Annotated in this window: 17 protein-coding genes; 13 read left to right on the top strand and 4 right to left on the bottom strand. The window is 60.8% G+C overall.

Annotation, left to right across the window (positions count from 1 at the left end; translation table 11 throughout):
* Window positions 1–2 precede the first annotated feature (2 nt).
* Both ACROHD_RS02395 and ACROHD_RS02390 read right to left on the bottom strand, forming a co-directional pair.
* Window positions 3–1094: a Gfo/Idh/MocA family protein gene (locus ACROHD_RS02395; protein ID WP_432675717.1), complete on the bottom strand. Its 1092-nt coding sequence runs from the start codon at window positions 1092–1094 to the stop codon at window positions 3–5.
* 7 nt (window positions 1095–1101) lie between these two features.
* Window positions 1102–1812 (bottom strand): GntR family transcriptional regulator, encoded by a 711-nt coding sequence (locus ACROHD_RS02390; RefSeq protein WP_432675716.1) that lies wholly within the window; start codon window positions 1810–1812, stop codon window positions 1102–1104.
* Window positions 1813–1906: 94 nt separating this feature from the next.
* Between ACROHD_RS02390 and ACROHD_RS02385 the strand changes: the two genes are divergently transcribed.
* The 4 genes from ACROHD_RS02385 to ACROHD_RS02370 are packed head-to-tail and all read left to right on the top strand — an operon-like array spanning window position 1907 to window position 5371.
* On the top strand, window positions 1907–3061 hold the full coding sequence (locus ACROHD_RS02385; RefSeq protein WP_432675714.1) for an LLM class flavin-dependent oxidoreductase: 1155 nt from the start codon (window positions 1907–1909) through the stop codon (window positions 3059–3061).
* Complete coding sequence (locus tag ACROHD_RS02380) at window positions 3058–3954, top strand: aldo/keto reductase (RefSeq protein WP_432675713.1); 897 nt, start codon at window positions 3058–3060, stop codon at window positions 3952–3954. Before ACROHD_RS02385 ends, ACROHD_RS02380 begins: the two co-directional genes overlap by 4 nt.
* Entirely contained in the window at window positions 3951–4463 is a 513-nt protein-coding gene (locus ACROHD_RS02375) for a flavin reductase family protein (protein ID WP_432675712.1), read from the top strand. Before ACROHD_RS02380 ends, ACROHD_RS02375 begins: the two co-directional genes overlap by 4 nt.
* On the top strand, window positions 4460–5371 hold the full coding sequence (locus ACROHD_RS02370; RefSeq protein ID WP_432675711.1) for a dienelactone hydrolase family protein: 912 nt from the start codon (window positions 4460–4462) through the stop codon (window positions 5369–5371). Before ACROHD_RS02375 ends, ACROHD_RS02370 begins: the two co-directional genes overlap by 4 nt.
* A gap of 5 nt (window positions 5372–5376) precedes the next feature.
* Here the strand turns inward: ACROHD_RS02370 and ACROHD_RS02365 are convergent, their stop codons facing one another.
* Window positions 5377–6105, bottom strand: coding sequence for a GntR family transcriptional regulator (locus ACROHD_RS02365; RefSeq protein WP_432675710.1), 729 nt, complete (start codon window positions 6103–6105; stop codon window positions 5377–5379).
* Window positions 6106–6198: 93 nt separating this feature from the next.
* On the opposite strand from ACROHD_RS02365, the gene ACROHD_RS02360 reads away from it, so the two are divergent.
* The 9 genes from ACROHD_RS02360 to ACROHD_RS02320 all read left to right on the top strand — a co-directional run bounded on the left by ACROHD_RS02360 (window position 6199) and on the right by ACROHD_RS02320 (window position 15522).
* Window positions 6199–7260 carry a Gfo/Idh/MocA family protein gene (locus tag ACROHD_RS02360; protein WP_432675709.1) on the top strand — a complete coding sequence of 354 codons (1062 nt, stop codon included), beginning with the start codon at window positions 6199–6201 and terminating at the stop codon, window positions 7258–7260.
* Window positions 7257–8267 (top strand): Gfo/Idh/MocA family protein, encoded by a 1011-nt coding sequence (locus ACROHD_RS02355; RefSeq protein WP_432675708.1) that lies wholly within the window; start codon window positions 7257–7259, stop codon window positions 8265–8267. Before ACROHD_RS02360 ends, ACROHD_RS02355 begins: the two co-directional genes overlap by 4 nt.
* Window positions 8264–9331, top strand: a complete 1068-nt coding sequence (locus tag ACROHD_RS02350) for a Gfo/Idh/MocA family protein (RefSeq protein ID WP_432675707.1) — start codon at window positions 8264–8266, stop codon at window positions 9329–9331. The genes ACROHD_RS02355 and ACROHD_RS02350 overlap by 4 nt, the downstream gene beginning before the upstream one ends.
* 35 nt (window positions 9332–9366) lie before the next feature.
* Window positions 9367–10638, top strand: a complete 1272-nt coding sequence (locus tag ACROHD_RS02345; RefSeq protein WP_432675706.1) for an ABC transporter substrate-binding protein — start codon at window positions 9367–9369, stop codon at window positions 10636–10638.
* Between the two features lie 58 nt (window positions 10639–10696).
* Window positions 10697–11665: a carbohydrate ABC transporter permease gene (locus ACROHD_RS02340; protein WP_432675705.1), complete on the top strand. Its 969-nt coding sequence runs from the start codon at window positions 10697–10699 to the stop codon at window positions 11663–11665.
* Entirely contained in the window at window positions 11658–12710 is a 1053-nt protein-coding gene (locus ACROHD_RS02335; RefSeq protein WP_432675704.1) for a carbohydrate ABC transporter permease, read from the top strand. The genes ACROHD_RS02340 and ACROHD_RS02335 overlap by 8 nt, the downstream gene beginning before the upstream one ends.
* 32 nt (window positions 12711–12742) lie before the next feature.
* Window positions 12743–13822 (top strand): ABC transporter ATP-binding protein, encoded by a 1080-nt coding sequence (locus ACROHD_RS02330; RefSeq protein ID WP_432675703.1) that lies wholly within the window; start codon window positions 12743–12745, stop codon window positions 13820–13822.
* A 7-nt stretch (window positions 13823–13829) separates the two neighbouring features.
* A complete protein-coding gene (uxuA, locus tag ACROHD_RS02325; protein WP_432675702.1) occupies window positions 13830–15017 on the top strand; it encodes a mannonate dehydratase in 1188 nt (395 codons plus the stop codon).
* 91 nt (window positions 15018–15108) lie between these two features.
* Window positions 15109–15522, top strand: a complete 414-nt coding sequence (locus tag ACROHD_RS02320; RefSeq protein ID WP_432675700.1) for an enoyl-CoA hydratase-related protein — start codon at window positions 15109–15111, stop codon at window positions 15520–15522.
* 92 nt (window positions 15523–15614) lie between these two features.
* On the opposite strand, the gene ACROHD_RS02315 is transcribed toward ACROHD_RS02320, so the two are convergent.
* Window positions 15615–16172 carry a hypothetical protein gene (locus ACROHD_RS02315; RefSeq protein WP_432675699.1) on the bottom strand — a complete coding sequence of 186 codons (558 nt, stop codon included), beginning with the start codon at window positions 16170–16172 and terminating at the stop codon, window positions 15615–15617.
* Window positions 16173–16276 lie beyond the last annotated feature (104 nt).

Genomic DNA, 16276 nt, shown 5'->3' with positions numbered 1-16276 from the left:
TCCTAAAGCAGAACTGCCTGACCTGTTGCCGCAGATTGCTGCGCGGCAAGGCCCATGCGCACGGCCCAAGCTCCATCAGCCAGCGACACGTGAGGCTGGCCGCCGGTTCGGGCGGCATCCGCAAAATACTTATGTTGGTAGTAGGTCGATCCATTGTGATCGCCAGCCTCCAGCAATTCCGGGTCGACGGGGATGTCCAGTTCCCGTGGGCCTTTCGGGTCACGCGGGCTGACGATCAGCTTGGGCACCGGCGGCGCGCCGAGGTGGTCGGGCCAGAACCGGCCAGGGCCAGGCACAAGCGCCTCGATCTTGCCGGTGGGGCCGACGGCGCTGATCTCTTCCTGATAGCGGCTGCCTTCCGCGAACATGCACAGCTCCAGCATTGCCCGCGCGCCATTCGCAAAATCGACGATCACATAAGCGTTGTCCCAGATATCGGGCGTTTGGCCGCCGTAGCGCTCGTCCAGATGGTTCACCGATTGCCCACCAGATGCCATCACGCGCACCGGGTCCGATTTCAGCACCAGCCGCATAAGATCGAAGAAATGACAGCACTTCTCTACCAGAGTACCGCCGGTTTTGTGGTTGAACCGGTTCCAGTCGCCGACCTTTTCCAGGAATGGGAACCGGTGTTCGCGGATTGTCAGCATACGAATGCCGCCTGTGGCCGCATCGGCCTGTTCCAGAAGCGCCGCAATGGGGGGCATGTAGCGGTACTCCATCGCCACCCACACGAGATGCGGATAGACCGCCTGCAATCGCGCGATACGGACAGCATCGGCGGGGTCGGTATAAAGCGGCTTTTCCACAAGTATCGGCAAGGCGCGGAGTTTGGCGATCTCCTCCAACTGCTCCACATGACGGAAATTGGGCGAGGCGATGAGAACAACGTTCACCTCTTCCATCGCCAATAGTTCCGCGATGCTGTTTGCAAACCGTAGTCCGGGCACCAGCTTTGCTGATTCAGCCTGCATTGCACGGTCAGGTTCATAGACCGCAAAAACGTCGGCCCCGTCGATCAGGGCAATATTGCGGATATGTTCCTGGCCCATCATGCCGCAGCCGATGATGCCATATCGCAAGGGGGTGGTCATGTGTGTGTTACCTCATGCGGGCGACATAGCGCGCCACGTTGCTGTCAAACCAGTTACGGGAAACTTCCGCGACGCTGCCATCGCGAGCACGGCTTCGGCGTTCAACCAAACCGCAGGCCATGCCGGGGCGCTGGCCGAATTCCGCAGGGGCCCAATCAGGGCAGGGGGAGACGCCCACCTGATCTTCGTAGCCGGTGATCCAGAGATCGAGCGTATCGCGGTAGAACATATAGAGAGAGTGCAGCAGATCATCGGGTTCCAGCTGTTCGGCATAGCTGGAATCAAGCCAGATTTCCTCGACTGCGGCTGGTGTTCCCCCAAGGAATCGCATCCGCCGAATCCTGTGCGCCTCGATTGATGCACCGAATGGTGGCAGGTCGGCGGGCTTTTCCATCCGGGCTACATCCAGGACCGACGCCGTAGGCAGGCCACCGCCGCCGATCAGTTCCAGCCGGAAAAGTGCGTAGATTCCCTCAGGCGTTGCCTTTGATCTTATATAATTTCCAGACCCCTGCCGCCGGTCCAAAAGCCCCCGGTATTCAAGCTCTGATAAAGCTTTTCTGAGGGTTCCGACCGAGGTGTCCAGCGACTTTGCCATTTCCCTTTCAGGGGGCAGTCGGCTGCCATCCAACAATCGCCCCGCTGCGATGTCACGGATCAGCATCTCGCTGATTTGCAGGTAGATTGGCAGGGCGCCGCCGGGTTGGTTTGGTGGCATCTGGATCACCGAAGGGCAAATTGATACAGTATTGATCTACTCATTGGCGAGTGCTACGCAAGTGGAAAATGACACATCTGGGAGGAATGTTTTCATGACCGTGGTTCCCATCACGTCAGCCGATCTCGACGCGGCAGAGGTCTCGTGGTTCGCGGCTCTCTGTTCCGATGATTACCAGTTCCTGGGTGTGCCTGATGGCGACCTGCGGTCGAGCTGGGACCATTGTTCCGGTATCCTGCAAGAGGCAGAGCGCCAGGGCTTTCGCAACATCCTCTGCCCGTCCTCCTACCAGGTGGGTCAAGATACCCTGTCCTTTGTGGCGGGCTGCGCGCCGATCACCGACCGGATCAACATGCTGGCCGCCGTGCGCTGCGGTGAGATGCAGCCGATCATGCTGGCGCGCACCATTGCCACGCTGGACCACATGCTGAAGGGACGGCTGACGGTCAACATCATCAGCTCGGACTTCCCCGGTGAAGTGGCTGACAGCAAACTGCGCTATCAGCGCAGCCGTGAAGTGGTGGAGATCCTGAAACAGGCGTGGACGCAGGATGAGATCAACCACCAAGGTGAGGTCTACAACTTCAGCGGCGTGACGACCGACCCCGCCAAACCCTATCAGACAGGCGGCCCGCTTCTGTATTTCGGGGGCTATTCCCCCGACGCGCTGGAACTGTGCGGTCAGCATTGCGACGTCTACCTGATGTGGCCCGAGCCCAGGGAAAACCTGGTCGAGCGCATGAAGGCCGTGAACGCGGTGGCGGAACGCTATGGACGGACCCTGGACTATGGTCTGCGGGTCCACATGATCGTGCGTGATACCGAGGCGGAGGCGCGCGAATATGCTGACTACATCGTCAGCAAGCTGGATGACGAATACGGCAAACTGATCCGCGACAGGGCACATGATTCCATCTCGCTCGGTGTGGCGCATCAGGCCAAGGCGCGGGAACTGGCGGACAAGTTCGGCTTTGCCGAGCCCAACCTGTGGACTGGCGTTGGCCGGGCGCGCTCGGGCTGCGGGGCGGCCCTGGTAGGCTCGGTGGATCAGGTTCTGACCAAGATCGAAGACTACAAGAAGATGGGTATGCGTGCCTTCATCTTCTCCGGCTACCCACACCAGGAAGAATGCAAGATCTTCGGTGAGAAGGTCATGCCGCATCTGACGACATGTTCTTTGCCACAGGAATATGGCCGCGTACCCGCAGACACCCCAATGACACCCCTTGGCGCGGGAGAGCGCAAATGACCGATCGTCTGAACCTGTCCGACCAGCTGGAGATCAGCCGCCTCGTCTACGGAATGTGGCGTGTTGCAGATGATGCCGATACTTCGCCCGCCCATGTTCAGGCCAAGATCGAAGCCTGCCTGGATCAGGGCATCACCACGATGGATCAGGCCGATATCTATGGTGACTACGGTGCGGAAGCGGTGATGGGGGCGGCGCTTCGGGCAGCACCCGCTTTGCGCGATCGGATCGAGATTGTCACGAAGTGCGATATTATCGCGCCGATCGGGAAGTACTCGGACAAGCGGGTAAAATACTACGACACGTCCGCCGCACATATCACCGCATCGGTGGAGGCCTCGCTGACCAACATGGCCACTGACCGGATCGACCTGTTGCTGATCCACCGGCCCGATCCGCTGATGGACCACCATGAAACCGGCGCGGCATTGGATGCTTTGGTGGCATCCGGCAAAGTGCGCGCCGTAGGCGTGTCAAACTTCAAACTGAATGACTGGACGCTGCTGCAATCGGCGATGGAGACACCGCTTTGCACCAATCAGATTGAGGCGAGCGTTCTGAACTTCGCCCCCTTCATCGATGGCGACATCGCTTGGATGCAGGAACGTGCAATCCGCCCGATGGCATGGTCACCGCTTGGCGGCGGGCGTCTGTTCTCGGATGAGGGCGCGGCCGTGCGCGTGGTGCTGGACCGCTTGGCCGCTGAACAGGGCGTCGAGGCGACGGCGGTTGCGGTGGCGTGGCTGTTGGCGCATCCGGCCAAGCTGGCCCCGGTCATGGGCACCAACAATCTTTCGCGTATCCGGGCTATCTCGGACGCGGAAAAGGTCGAGCTCGACCGTCAGACCTGGTTCGAGATCCTGACCGCAGCAATGGGGAGCGAGGTTCCATGACAATGCAAGACAGCATGAGCCATTTCAGGCCCGGTCCCGACATGGGCCGCGAATTGCGCGGCGCGCTGGCGCGGTTCGGCACCGGTGTGACCATTGTCACCACGAACAGTGATGCAGGCCCCGTCGGGATCACCGCAAACAGCTTTTCCTCCGTGTCGCTGGATCCGCCCTTGGTGTTGTGGTCAGCATCGCGCGGGTCGCGCCGGTATCCGTTTTTTCAGGAAGCCGAACATATGGCGATCCATGTTCTGGGGGAAAGCCAGATGGATCTGTGCCGGGCGTTCTCGGCCTCGGCCCATGCGTTTGATCAGGCCGATTGGCAGAGCAGCGAAAATGGCGTGCCTTTGCTCGAGGGCTGCCTCGCGCGATTCGAATGCGAACGCTACGCGGAATACGATGGCGGCGATCATGCAATCATCGTGGGCCGGGTGCTGAAAGCTTCGGTCCGGCAAGGGATGCCGCTGTTGTTTTTTGGTGGCCAGTTCGGCCAGTTCGCGGCCAGCGCATGACAGGGGCCGCCCTGCGCGACCGTCTTACGAAGGCCCTGGGGGCGGGGTTTCCCGGCGCCAGCTTTCGTCTGACGACATCGCAGGGCACACGCGATTGTCACGGCTGGATCCTGGAGGATCTTCTGTTTGAAACAGCGGCGGGGGAAAGCATTCCCGCTTTCTTCCTGCGCCCGCCTGACGGACACGCCCCCGTGCCCGCGCTTGTCTACTGCCATGCCCATGGCAATCGTTACACAATGGGTCGGGAAGAGTTGGTTGAGGGACGGCCCTCGTTGCAAGGGGCTTATGCGGGCGATCTGGTCGATCTTGGGGTAGCGGCACTGTGTCTGGACATGCCCTGTTTCGGCGGGCGACAGCTGCCGTCAGAGTCCGAGCGGGCCAAGGCGGCCTTGTGGCGAGGTGAAACCCTGTTCGGTCAGATGCTGGCTGAACAAATGGCTGGGCTGAGCTTTCTGGCGGATCATCCGTCGGTGCAGGGCGACCGGCTTGGGGCGCTTGGTTTTTCCATGGGCAGTACGCTTGCGTGGTGGCTGGCGGCGATGGATGACCGGGTCAGAGCGGCCTCGGCCCTGTGTTCTTTCGCTGATCTGGAAACGCTTGTGGATCTGGGTGCACATGACGGGCATGGCATCTACATGAGCGTGCCGGGCCTGTTGCCGATTGCGCGTAGTGGCCAGATTGCCGGGCTGTCTGCGCCCCGCGCGTTGCAGATCTGTGTCGGGCTAAGGGACTGGTCGACGCCAGAGAAGGCGTTCAGCCGAGGGCGCAGTGATCTGGAAGCGGCCTATGATGGTCAGCCGGGCCTGGCGTTCCATGTAGAGCCGGAAACCGCCCATGCAGAAACACAATACATGCGCGCGGCGGTGCTGCAATTCCTGTCGGAACAGCTTGTCAGAGGGCAGGTGTGATGCGCTTAGCCGTCCGATATGTCGAAGAAGTCCCGGTTGGCCTCGATCAGGCCGGACAGGGTTTTCAACACATTGCGCAGATGGCGTCGCATCCGGTCCAGCGCTTGACCGGAATAACCGTTTCGCAGGGCGTCAAGAATGCCCTCATGCTCAGTCAGCAGCCGGGTCATGTGGTCGGCGTTGTTCAGGGACAAAACCCGCAGCCGATCCAGCGCGGCCTTTTCCCGGATCAGCAGGCCGCTGATGCGATTGAACCCGGTGGCATCTGCAAGCATCGCATGAAACCGATCGTCGAGCATCTGGAACGCGGCTTTGTCGCCCCTCGCAACGGCGGTGCGCTGCTGCGCAAGGTTGTCGTCCAGCGCGGCAAGAGCCGGATCGCTAATCCCCTGCGTGGACAGCCGCTCAACGACCGCGACCTCCAGTGCCTCTCGCAGAAATTGCGCACTGCGGATCTGGTGCTCCGACAGCTTGGACACATAGGTGCCCCTGCTTGGCCAAGTCACGATCAACCCGTCGTCGCGCAACTGGGCAAATGCCTCTCTTACCGGGGTGCGACTGGCGCCGAAAATCTGTCCGACCTCGTTTTCAGAGATCAGTGTACCGGGCGCTATGCTGGTGCTCAGGATGGCGGTTTTCAGCGCAGAGGCAATCTGTTCTGCCGCAGGGCGCGACAGGTCCAGCGACGTCACCGGCAGGGCCGAAACATCAATGACGGGCGACTTTTTGTTCACGCTCGGCCTCCGGAATCCGTCTCTTCGATTTTGCCTGTATACCGGTATGCAAAAAAGTTGACAACCGGTATACCAGTATGTCTGAGTGGCGCGGTGAGTGTTGAAGGATCTTTCGCGATGGCGGATGCGCTGCCACAAAAGGCGGTTCTGATTGGCGCGGGCATGGTGGCCCGCACCCATGTCGCGGCATGTCTTGCAGCGTCTGGTGTGGCATTGCATGGTGTGCAGTCGCGCAGCGCCGATCGCGCCGAGGCCCTGGCTGCTGCGTCCGGACACCCCATTCGGCTCTATACAGACCTGCAAAGTGTTGCCTCTGATACAGAGGTTGATTTTGCCATCGTCCTGACCCCGCCCAATGCGCGGGCCGAAATCATTCGGCCGCTCGCGCAGGCGGGCAAGCACATTTTGCTGGAAAAACCCATGGGCCGTGATGCGAATGAGGCGCGGCAGGTCGTGGCAATCTGCCAGGAGGCAGGCGTTCGGCTTGGGGTCGTCTTTCAGCATCGGATGCGTGCTGCGTCCATAAAGGCGGCGGAACTGGTCGCGGGCGGCGGACTTGGTGCGCTTGGGCTGGTGGAAATCGCGGTGCCTTGGTGGCGGGATCAGGCTTATTACGACGAACCGGGCCGCGGCACCTATGCGCGCGACGGTGGCGGTGTTCTGATCTCACAGGCGATCCATACGATTGACCTAGCTCTCAGCCTGGCGGGGCCGGTGGGTCAGGTGCGTGCAATGGCCAAAACGACCCGGTTCCACGAGATGGAGGCCGAGGATTTCGTGGTCGCCGGACTGGAATTCGCGAACGGTGCGGCGGGGTCTCTGGTGGCCAGCACTGCCAGCTTCCCCGGCGGGGCCGAAACCATCACCCTGCATTTCGAAAAGGCCAGCCTGCATCTTGGATCCGGTCAACTGACCGTCCGGTGGCGCGACGGGCAAGAGCAGGTCTTTGGCGAAGCGGCCGGCACCGGTGGTGGCGCTGATCCCATGGCCTTCACCCATGAATGGCATCAAGGCATTATCGAGGATTTCGCCGCCGCGCTGACCGAAGGTCGCGACCCGGCGGTGACGGGACAGGCCGCGCTGGCAGCCCATGACCTGATCGACGCCATCATCCTTTCTGCCCGAAGCGGTCGCCCGCAGGAGATCACTGCATGACCCGCCCGCTGCGCATGGCCGCCATCGGCATCGACCACCGCCATGTGTATGGCATGGCCGCGAACATGGTCGATGCAGGCGCTGACTTTGTCGGTTGGTGGACCGAGGGCCATCCGAATACCGAAGCGGGTTTCGTCAAACGCTTCCCCGATGTGCCGCGCGCGGCCAGTGGCGAGGAATTGCTGGCCGATCCGACGATCGACCTGATCCTTTTGTCCGGCATTCCGCGCGACCGCGCGGGGTGGGCCGTGAAGGCGATGCAGGCGGGTAAGGACGTGTTGTCCGACAAGCCGGGCTGCACAACGGTTGAACAGCTTGATGCACTGAAAACCTGTGTCGCAGACACGGGCCGCATCTGGTCTATCGACTTTTCGGAACGTTTCGAGGTGCCCGCCGTGACCCGAGCGGCGGAACTGGTGGCCGAAGGCGCGATTGGCAAAGTGGTGCAGACGCTTGGCATCGGCCCGCATCGGCTGAACCGTGATACGCGTCCCGACTGGTTCTTTGATCGCGACGCCTATGGCGGGATCATCACCGATATCGGCAGTCACCAGATCGACCAGTTCCTGTTCTTCACCGGCTCGGAAGAAGCCGAAGTGACTTTGGCCAACGTTGCCAATTACGCCAATCCCGACGACCCTGGTCTTCAGGATTTCGGTGAAATCGCGCTTCGCAGCGCGCAGGGGCATGGCTACATCCGGCTCGATTGGTACACGCCCGATGCGCTGCCCACATGGGGCGACGGGCGGCTGACCATCCTGGGGACAGAGGGCTATATCGAGCTGCGCAAATACGTGGATGTTGGCAGTGACGGGACCGATCACCTTGTTCTGGTCAATGGCGACCGCTGCGAAAAGATTGATGCATCAGGGGCCGGGATGCCGTTCTTTGCCCGTCTGATCGAGGACATTCGAAACCGCACGGAAACCGCGATGACACAGGCGCATGTCTTCAAGGTGTGCGAACTGTCCCTTACCGCACAAGCGATGGCCGAGGCGCGCGGATGATCCGGGTCGCGATCATAGGGGCCGGGATCGGGGCCGAGCATTTGGCGGGCTATCGCGCTTTGCCGGACCGGTTCCGCGTGGCGGTTATGTGTGATCTGGACAAGGCGCGGGCGGCAAAGGCCACCGATAACGATCCCCACATCGCGATTTCTGACGATCTGGACGCGGTTCTTGACGATCCGCATATCGACCTGATCGACATATGCCTGCCACCGCATCTGCATTTCCCCGTGACGGTGAAGGTGCTGGAGGCCGGCAAGCACGCAATCTGCGAAAAGCCGATTGCCCGGTCGATGGTTGAGGCTGACGCGCTGCAAGAGGTGGCGGAGCGAACCGGCAAGCTGGTCTTCCCGGTGTTCCAATATCGGTTCGGCAAGGCCATCGCACAACTGATTGCGCTTGAACATGCGGGGCTTGCGGGCAGGGCCTATGCCGCAGCTCTGGAAACGCACTGGAACCGGAACGCCGCCTATTACGCGGTGCCGTGGCGCGGCACTTGGGTGGGGGAATCCGGCGGCTCTTTGCTTGGTCACGCCATTCATGCCCATGATTTGCTATGCCATGTGATGGGCCCTGTTTCGCAAGTCTTTGCAATGACTGACACCCGCGTAAATGAAATCGAGACCGAGGATTGCGCGGCCCTGTCCTTCCGCATGGCGACGGGCGCGCTGGCGACCAGCTCGGTCACGCTCGGGGCTGGGAATGACACCACGCGGCTGCGGTTCTGTTTCGAGGGGTTCACCGCCGAAAGCGGCGATGCGCCCTACACGCCTGCACAGGACACCTGGAAATTCATCGCCCGCGCGCCGGTTACTCAAGATCAAATCGACACCGTTCTGGCGCAGGTGCCCTCCGGACATGCGGGCTTTGCGGGCTATCTGGATGCCATAGCGGATGCGCTTGCTGGGGAGGGCGGGCAAGAAGTGACGTTGATGGATGGTCGTCGGTCCATCGAACTGGTGACGGCGATCTATCAATCTGCAAAAGCTGGAACCCCGGTGAGTCTGCCACTGACCGCCGAGGACGCGCTTTACCAAGGGTGGATGCCATCTGCCCAGACCTAACCAAGACCAAACAGGACCAAAGGGAGGAACCTGAAATGAAGAAGAACGTTTTGATGACCACTGCCATGGCGGCAGTCCTGGGTGTGGCGGCAGGTGCCGCTGCGGCGCAGGAAGTCCGCTTTATGTGCTATTCGGACGGCAATGAATGCGAAGTCTACGAAGACGTGCTGAGCCGCTTTGAGGCCGCAAACCCCGGCATCGACGTCGTTGTTGACGTGGTGCCCTATCAGGCCATCCTGGAAAACCTGCCGGTGCAGCTGGCAGCAGGCACCGGGCCTGACATCGCGAAGGTCACCGACCTTGGTGGTCTGAACGAATACTATCTCGACCTCGCGCCCTATGTGGATCGTGATTACTGGGAATCCAACTTTGGCGGCACGCTCGGCTGGTATCGCGGTACGGCAGGCGGCGACGGCATCTATGGTATGCACAGCCAGCTGACGATCACCGGTGCATTCGTCAACGCCTCGCTCTTTGAGCAGGCAGGCATTGAGATGCCCGCAAATGACGCGACCTGGGATGAATGGGCCGCAGCTGCGCGGGCCGTTGCAGAGGCAACCGATGCCGACTTCCCGATGGCGATCGACCGGTCCGGCCACCGTGTGGCAGGCCCCGCGATTTCCTATGGCGCACAGCTGTTTGACGAAGATGGCAATGGCCGCCTTGTCGACGACGGCTTTACTGCCTTCGCTCAGCAGTTCGTGGATTGGCACAACGACGGCACCATCGCGCGCGACGTGTGGGCCGGACAGGGTGGTGCCACCTATCGCGACGCGGCACAGGAATTCATCAATGGCGAGCTGGTGTTCTACTACTCCGGCTCCTGGCAGGTCGGCCGTATGGACGAACAGGTTGGTGACTTCTTCGACTGGCAGGTTGTCGGCAGCCCCTGTGGCCCCGCTGGCGCCTGTTCCGGTATGCCGGGTGGCGCGGGTATCGTTGGCTTCAGCCAGACCGAACACCCCGAGGCCGTGGCCGCTGTGATCGACTATCTCGCACAGGCGGATGTGTATGCAGAAGTGACCGCACGCACCCGTAACCTGCCGGCCCATCTGGGCGTGGCGAACGCCGGCGTCGAGTTCGAGGGTGCATCCCCGGCAGCCGCCGCAGCCCTGTCGGCCTTCGCGGCCGATCTGGGTGACGTTTCCCCGATTGCGTTCGCCTACCAGGGTTATGCAGGCAACCGCGCGATGTATGGCATCACCGTGGAACGCCTGAGCCAGGCCATCGTTGGTGAACTGACCGTGGCCGAAGCCATGGAACGTGCTGCTGCCGATCTGGAAGCTGCAATGGCGGAAGCCAACTGATCTGACCATCGCCCCTCGCTCCGTGCCGGTGCGGGGGGCCACCCAGGGAGGAGGGGTCATGTTAAGCATCATCACGCCCATCATGCGGCTGGTGGAGATTCCGATGCTGGCGCTTCAGCGCCTTCTAGGTATCAACCGGCTGGCATGGGCTTTCCTGCTGCCGAACCTGATTCTCTTCGGCCTTTTCGCGTTTTTGCCGGTTATCCTGAACATGGTCTATGCCCTGACCGGCAGCGACAATGTGCTATTGGCAGACCGGCCCTTTGTCGGGGCGCAAAACTTTGGAACGCTGCTGGATTGCAGCAACTACCTTGATCCCAACAGTTGCCGCGAAGACAAGTTCTGGCGCGCGGTCTGGAACACGACGTGGTTCGTGACCTTGCAGGTTGGGTTCATGGTCGGCTTCTCGTTGCTGACCGCGATTATTCTGAACCGCGATATCCGGGCGCGCGGCTTTTTCCGCTCGGTCTTTTTCTTTCCCGTGTTGCTATCGCCCGTTGTGGTGGCGTTGATCTGGAAGTGGATCCTGCAACGCGAAGGCGTGATGAACGCGTTTCTCGATTGGACCGGGATCGGGGGCTATAACTGGCTTGTCGATGCGCAATGGGCCTTTGCGTGGTCAGTCTTTATCTCAGTCTGGGCCCATATGGGGTTCTACACGTTGATCCTTCTGGCCGGGCTTCAGGCGATCCCCCGCGACGTCTATGAGGCAGCCACGATGGACCGCGCCAGCCCGTGGCGAACCTTCCGCCGCATTACCTTGCCGCTTCTGTCACCGACAATGCTGGTGGTTCTTGTGCTGGCCCTGATCAAGGGCGTGCAGACCTTCGATGAGATCTACGCCTTCACTGGGGGTGGCCCGGGCACGGCAACAACCTTCATCATTCAATACATCTATGAAGAGGGCTTTGCCGGTGCGCCGCGCCTGTTTGGTCTTGCCGCCGCCGCATCGCTTTTGGTGGCGCTTGTGCTGGTCGTTCTGACGCTGGTGCAACTTTGGGTCAACAGGAGGAACGTCAATGGGTAGAGCGATCTCTTTCCTGACCGCCACGCGCGGCAAGGGGCGGCTGCATTGGACGGACTGGGTGTCCTACACCTACCTGATCATGGGTGTCTTCCTGATGTTTGGCCCTGTGATCTGGCTGGTTCTGTCCAGCTTCAAGACCCCAAATGAGCTGGACCGTTTCCCGCCCCGTTTCCTTCCTTATGCGCAGGAAACGGCAGAGGTTCCCGGCTTCGACGAACCGCTGCTGCTGTTCACGGTGACCGAAGGCGAATATGCGGGCGAGGTTGTGGCCCAGACCCGTCGTGCCGCTGGCCGTGCAGAAGTGGTGCTGCCGGTTGACCCGGAAAACCGCATTCGTCTGCAGGCCAACCAGCTTGAACCGATTGAACACATCGCCTTCGCGACTGAGAACTTCACCAGCCTGTTCGAAAGGTTCAACTTCCTGCGCTTCTTCTGGAACTCGACCTTCATTACCGTCACTGCGACGCTGCTGATGCTGCTGGTCAATTCCATGGCGGCCTTCGCCTTGTCGAAATATGAATTCAGGGGGCGCACATCGGTGCTGCTGCTGGTTGTGGGCACGCTGATGATCCCGCAGACGGTGGTTCTGGTGCCGTTGTTCTTGATCGTCACGGAACTGGGGATGTTCAACTCGCTCTGGGGTGTGATCATACCGGGGGCGGCGACACCGACGGGGGTGTTTCTGCTGCGCCAATACATGATCACCATCCCCGACGAGATCCTGGACGCCGCCCGCATGGACAAGGCCAGCGAATGGAAGATTTTCTGGCGGATCATCATTCCGCTTTCAGCCCCGGCCATCGCGGTGCTGGCCATCCTTGCAATCATGTGGCGGTGGAATGATTTCCTGTGGCCGCTGATCGTGCTGACACAGTCGGAAAATTTCACCCTTCAATTGGCGCTGAACTCCTTCCAGGGCGAGCTTCAGACAGATTGGCCAAGCTTGCTGGCCATGACCGTTCTGACGCTGCTGCCAATCGCGACGGTGTTCATGTTCCTGCAAAAATATATCGCGACCGGCATCGCCTCGACAGGCGGCAAATAACCTGGCGCGCAAGGACAAGAAAGGGCTGACAGATGGCCAGAATTGAATTGAAGGACGTGCGCAAATCGTATGGCGCGGCAGATGTGATCAAGGGGATCGACCTTGATATCGCCCACGGAGAGTTCTGCGTTTTCGTGGGCCCCTCGGGCTGCGGCAAGTCTACCCTGCTGCGCATGATCTCGGGATTGGAACCGATCAGCGGTGGCGACATCGTGATCGGGGGCGAGGTGGTTAACGATATTCCTGCCGCCGATCGCGGACTGGCGATGGTGTTTCAATCCTATGCGCTCTACCCGCATATGACGGTGCGCCAGAATCTGTCTTTCGGGTTGGAAAACATCAACACCCCCAAGGCCGAGATCACGCGCAAGGTCGACGAAGTGTCGAAGATGCTTCAGATCGAGATGCTGCTGGATCGCCGACCCAAAGATCTGTCCGGCGGTCAGAGACAGCGTGTTGCAATTGGCCGCGCCGTGGTGCGCGAACCGCGTGTGTTCCTGTTTGACGAGCCGCTGTCGAACCTTGACGCCGAACTGCGCGTCGATATGCGGGGTGAAATCACTTCGCTGCATCGGCGGCTTGAAAACACGATGATCTATGTCACCCACGATCAGGTCGAGGCCATGACCATGGCCGACAAGATCGCGGTGCTTAGGCTGGGAGAGTTGGAACAGTTCGGGCGACCGCTCGACCTTTACAACAACCCGGCAAACATCTTCGTTGCGGGCTTTATCGGTAGCCCCAAGATGAACTTCCTCAAGGGGCGTGTCGCTGCTGACAATCGCGAAGTGTTGGAGTTTGAGACGGGAGAAACCCTGCCCCTGCCGGCCACGGGTTTCGCGCAACGCCCAGGGCAGGCCGTGACGCTTGGGATCCGGCCAAACCACCTGGCAATTGTCGAAGGCGGGCCCGTGACCATGGAGGTCAAAAGCGTCGAGCAACTGGGGGGAGAGGCCTATGTCTATGGCGCGCTGAAGAACAGCCAGCCGATCACGCTGCACCTTCCCGGCCAGATCGGGGCGAGCATCGGTGAGAGCCTGACTCTGTCGCCGACCAGCAGTGAGATCCATCTGTTTGATACCGATAGCGGTTTGACGCTGCGGATGGGCTGAAACCGCAATGAAAGAGACCTGGCGCTGGTTTGGACCCGCAGACGAGATCACGATCCCGGAGATCCGGCAGACCGGGGCTTGTGGCATTGTCTCGGCTCTGCACCATGTCGCCTCTGGCGGTGTCTGGACGATCGATGACATCGAGACCCGCAAGGCTCAGATCGAGGGTGGCGGATCGGGGCTGACATGGGACGTGGTGGAAAGCCTGCCGGTCTCGGAGGCGATCAAAACCCAGACCGGACCGGTCAGAGAGCACTACGAAACGTACCGGCAAAGCCTGAAGAACCTCGCTTCCTGTGGGATCGAGACAGTCTGCTACAATTTCATGCCGGTGCTGGACTGGACCCGCACGGAACTGCGCAAACCGCTGTCGAACGGTGGAACCACGATGGATTTCGATCTTGTGGATTTCGCGGTCTTTGACCTGCACCTCTTGGCGCGGGACGGGGCAAAGCAGGACTATGGCGAGAAGATCCGGCTGGCCGCTTCCGAACGTCTGATGCAGATGGACGACAGCGCTAGGGCCGAGCTGTGCTCGAACATCGTTGCGGGCCTGCCGGGCGCGAATGAACGCTGGACCTTGGATGACGTGCGCAGGCAACTGGCCAATTATGACGGTATCACGCCCGACCGGCTGCGTCTGAACCTGATCGATTTCCTGTCCGAAGTTGTCCCAACCGCCGAGGCGCTTGGGATCAGGCTGTGCTGTCATCCCGATGACCCGCCCTTTCCCCTGCTTGGTCTGCCACGAGTCATGTCCTCAACTCATGACTATGAACGGGTGTTGTCGGCGGTCGACAGCCCTGCCAGTGGCGCGACCCTTTGCACCGGATCTCTGGGCGTGGCTGAGGGCTTTGACCCTGTGGATTTCGTTAACCGACTTGGCCCGCGCATCCACTTTGTCCATTTGCGCAACACCCTAAGACAAGGCCCCGCAGACGCCCCCCGCGTGAGCTTCCATGAATCCGAGCATCTGGCCGGGGATACAAACATGGTCGCGACCATCCGCGCCCTTCTGGCTGAAGAGACCCGCAGACAGGCAGCAGGGCGTGCTGATTGGCAGATTCCGATGCGGCCGGATCACGGGCAGTCCCTTTTGTCTGATCTGGACCGTCCGATGATGCCGGGCTATCCGCTGGTCGGTCGTATGCGCGGGCTGGCGGAGCTTCGCGGGATCATGGCGGCGCTTGAGTGATCTTACGACGCGTTCGGTGAGGGCGCGGATGGCTGGCAATCCGGGCCAGATATGGGACACTCGGCAATGATAGCCATGACGAGGACTTCCCATGACGGTGCGTATCGAAACAAATGGCGCGGTCTGGACCGTGATCCATTCCCGACCAGAAGCGCGCAATGCGATGGATCCCGATAGCGCGGCGGCCCTTTTTGACGCCTTCCTGACCTTCGAACGCGATGACAGCGCCTCTGTGGCCGTCTTTTGGGGCGAGGGCGGGGCATTCTGTGCCGGGTGGGACTTGAAACACGCAGCCCGGTTGGCCGGTGTCGGGGCGATGGCCCCTTATGACATCCCCGATACTGGCGAGCCACCCATGGCCCCGATGGGGCCGAGCCGTCTGAACCTTTCCAAGCCTGTGATTGCAGCGGTTGCCGGTCCCGCTGTGGCAGGGGGCATGGAACTTGCGATGTGGGCGGATAAACGGCCCCTCCAGCTGAGGCATATCAGCCGGTACAAGCGGTAGGCGCATCCTGGTAGCCGCCCGCCCAGGTAATTCATTGCCAATGCGGGGCGTGTGGACATAACTGAGCTTCTGCAGGTCATTGTGATACCCGTTCACGGGCATCTTGAGCGAGTTTCCTGATAGAGTGTTTCTCCGTTATGGGAGACATTCCGGACGGTTGCTTCGGTTCCACTCAGGCACATCGTCATTTCGAGACTTGCTAGGCCGATGCCATCGGCTAGTCCGGCTGCAGTCAGCCGGCCGAGCGCATCGCGCTGCGCGGCGACCACCATGGCGGCGGCGCGCTTTGTGAGAGACACGGTCACGGAGGTGATCGTCTGGATCCCCGTCTGCAGGGCGAGCTGGCTTTCCAGCCGGATGACGGACATCGGCAAGGGATCGTCCTGTGCGATCTGAAGGTCCGATCGCGGATCATCCTGCGGGTTCGCAAGCCATTCAGATGGCCGCTGCATCAAAAGTGATCCGTAGAAATCGGACCCGGGCGACAGAGGGTCCTGAACGAACGCAACGACGGCACAGCGCGGTGTCTGCAGGGTCAGGGCAATGAGCCCATCGGCCAGCCAGCCTTCAAGCATATCGCGATCAGACCATCCGACGAGGTGGATGCGTAACCTCTGTCGAACCACCTGTTTCGTTGTCTGGTGCCGCATTTCATCTCGTCCTCTTGAATTGGCGCGCTGAAAATTTAGTGCTCCGGGCAATTGGTGATCTGTGCTCTAATAGATCGTGGTTCCACTTTCGGAACCAAGTTAGC

The organism is Nioella aestuarii (assembly GCF_050896395.1).
GTDB classification, from domain to species: Bacteria; Pseudomonadota; Alphaproteobacteria; order Rhodobacterales; family Rhodobacteraceae; genus Nioella; species Nioella aestuarii.
This window is presented reverse-complemented; position numbering and strand designations above follow the sequence as displayed.

Coding starts and splice junctions, on each gene's coding strand:
- ACROHD_RS02395 (WP_432675717.1), bottom strand. CDS start 1,094: ATGACCACCCCCTTGCGATATGGCATCATCGGCTGCGGCATGATGGGC.
- ACROHD_RS02390 (WP_432675716.1), bottom strand. CDS start 1,812: ATGCCACCAAACCAACCCGGCGGCGCCCTGCCAATCTACCTGCAAATC.
- ACROHD_RS02385 (WP_432675714.1), top strand. CDS start 1,907: ATGACCGTGGTTCCCATCACGTCAGCCGATCTCGACGCGGCAGAGGTC.
- ACROHD_RS02380 (WP_432675713.1), top strand. CDS start 3,058: ATGACCGATCGTCTGAACCTGTCCGACCAGCTGGAGATCAGCCGCCTC.
- ACROHD_RS02375 (WP_432675712.1), top strand. CDS start 3,951: ATGACAATGCAAGACAGCATGAGCCATTTCAGGCCCGGTCCCGACATG.
- ACROHD_RS02370 (WP_432675711.1), top strand. CDS start 4,460: ATGACAGGGGCCGCCCTGCGCGACCGTCTTACGAAGGCCCTGGGGGCG.
- ACROHD_RS02355 (WP_432675708.1), top strand. CDS start 7,257: ATGACCCGCCCGCTGCGCATGGCCGCCATCGGCATCGACCACCGCCAT.
- ACROHD_RS02350 (WP_432675707.1), top strand. CDS start 8,264: ATGATCCGGGTCGCGATCATAGGGGCCGGGATCGGGGCCGAGCATTTG.
- ACROHD_RS02345 (WP_432675706.1), top strand. CDS start 9,367: ATGAAGAAGAACGTTTTGATGACCACTGCCATGGCGGCAGTCCTGGGT.
- ACROHD_RS02340 (WP_432675705.1), top strand. CDS start 10,697: ATGTTAAGCATCATCACGCCCATCATGCGGCTGGTGGAGATTCCGATG.
- ACROHD_RS02335 (WP_432675704.1), top strand. CDS start 11,658: ATGGGTAGAGCGATCTCTTTCCTGACCGCCACGCGCGGCAAGGGGCGG.
- ACROHD_RS02330 (WP_432675703.1), top strand. CDS start 12,743: ATGGCCAGAATTGAATTGAAGGACGTGCGCAAATCGTATGGCGCGGCA.
- uxuA (WP_432675702.1), top strand. CDS start 13,830: ATGAAAGAGACCTGGCGCTGGTTTGGACCCGCAGACGAGATCACGATC.
- ACROHD_RS02320 (WP_432675700.1), top strand. CDS start 15,109: ATGACGGTGCGTATCGAAACAAATGGCGCGGTCTGGACCGTGATCCAT.
- ACROHD_RS02315 (WP_432675699.1), bottom strand. CDS start 16,172: ATGCGGCACCAGACAACGAAACAGGTGGTTCGACAGAGGTTACGCATC.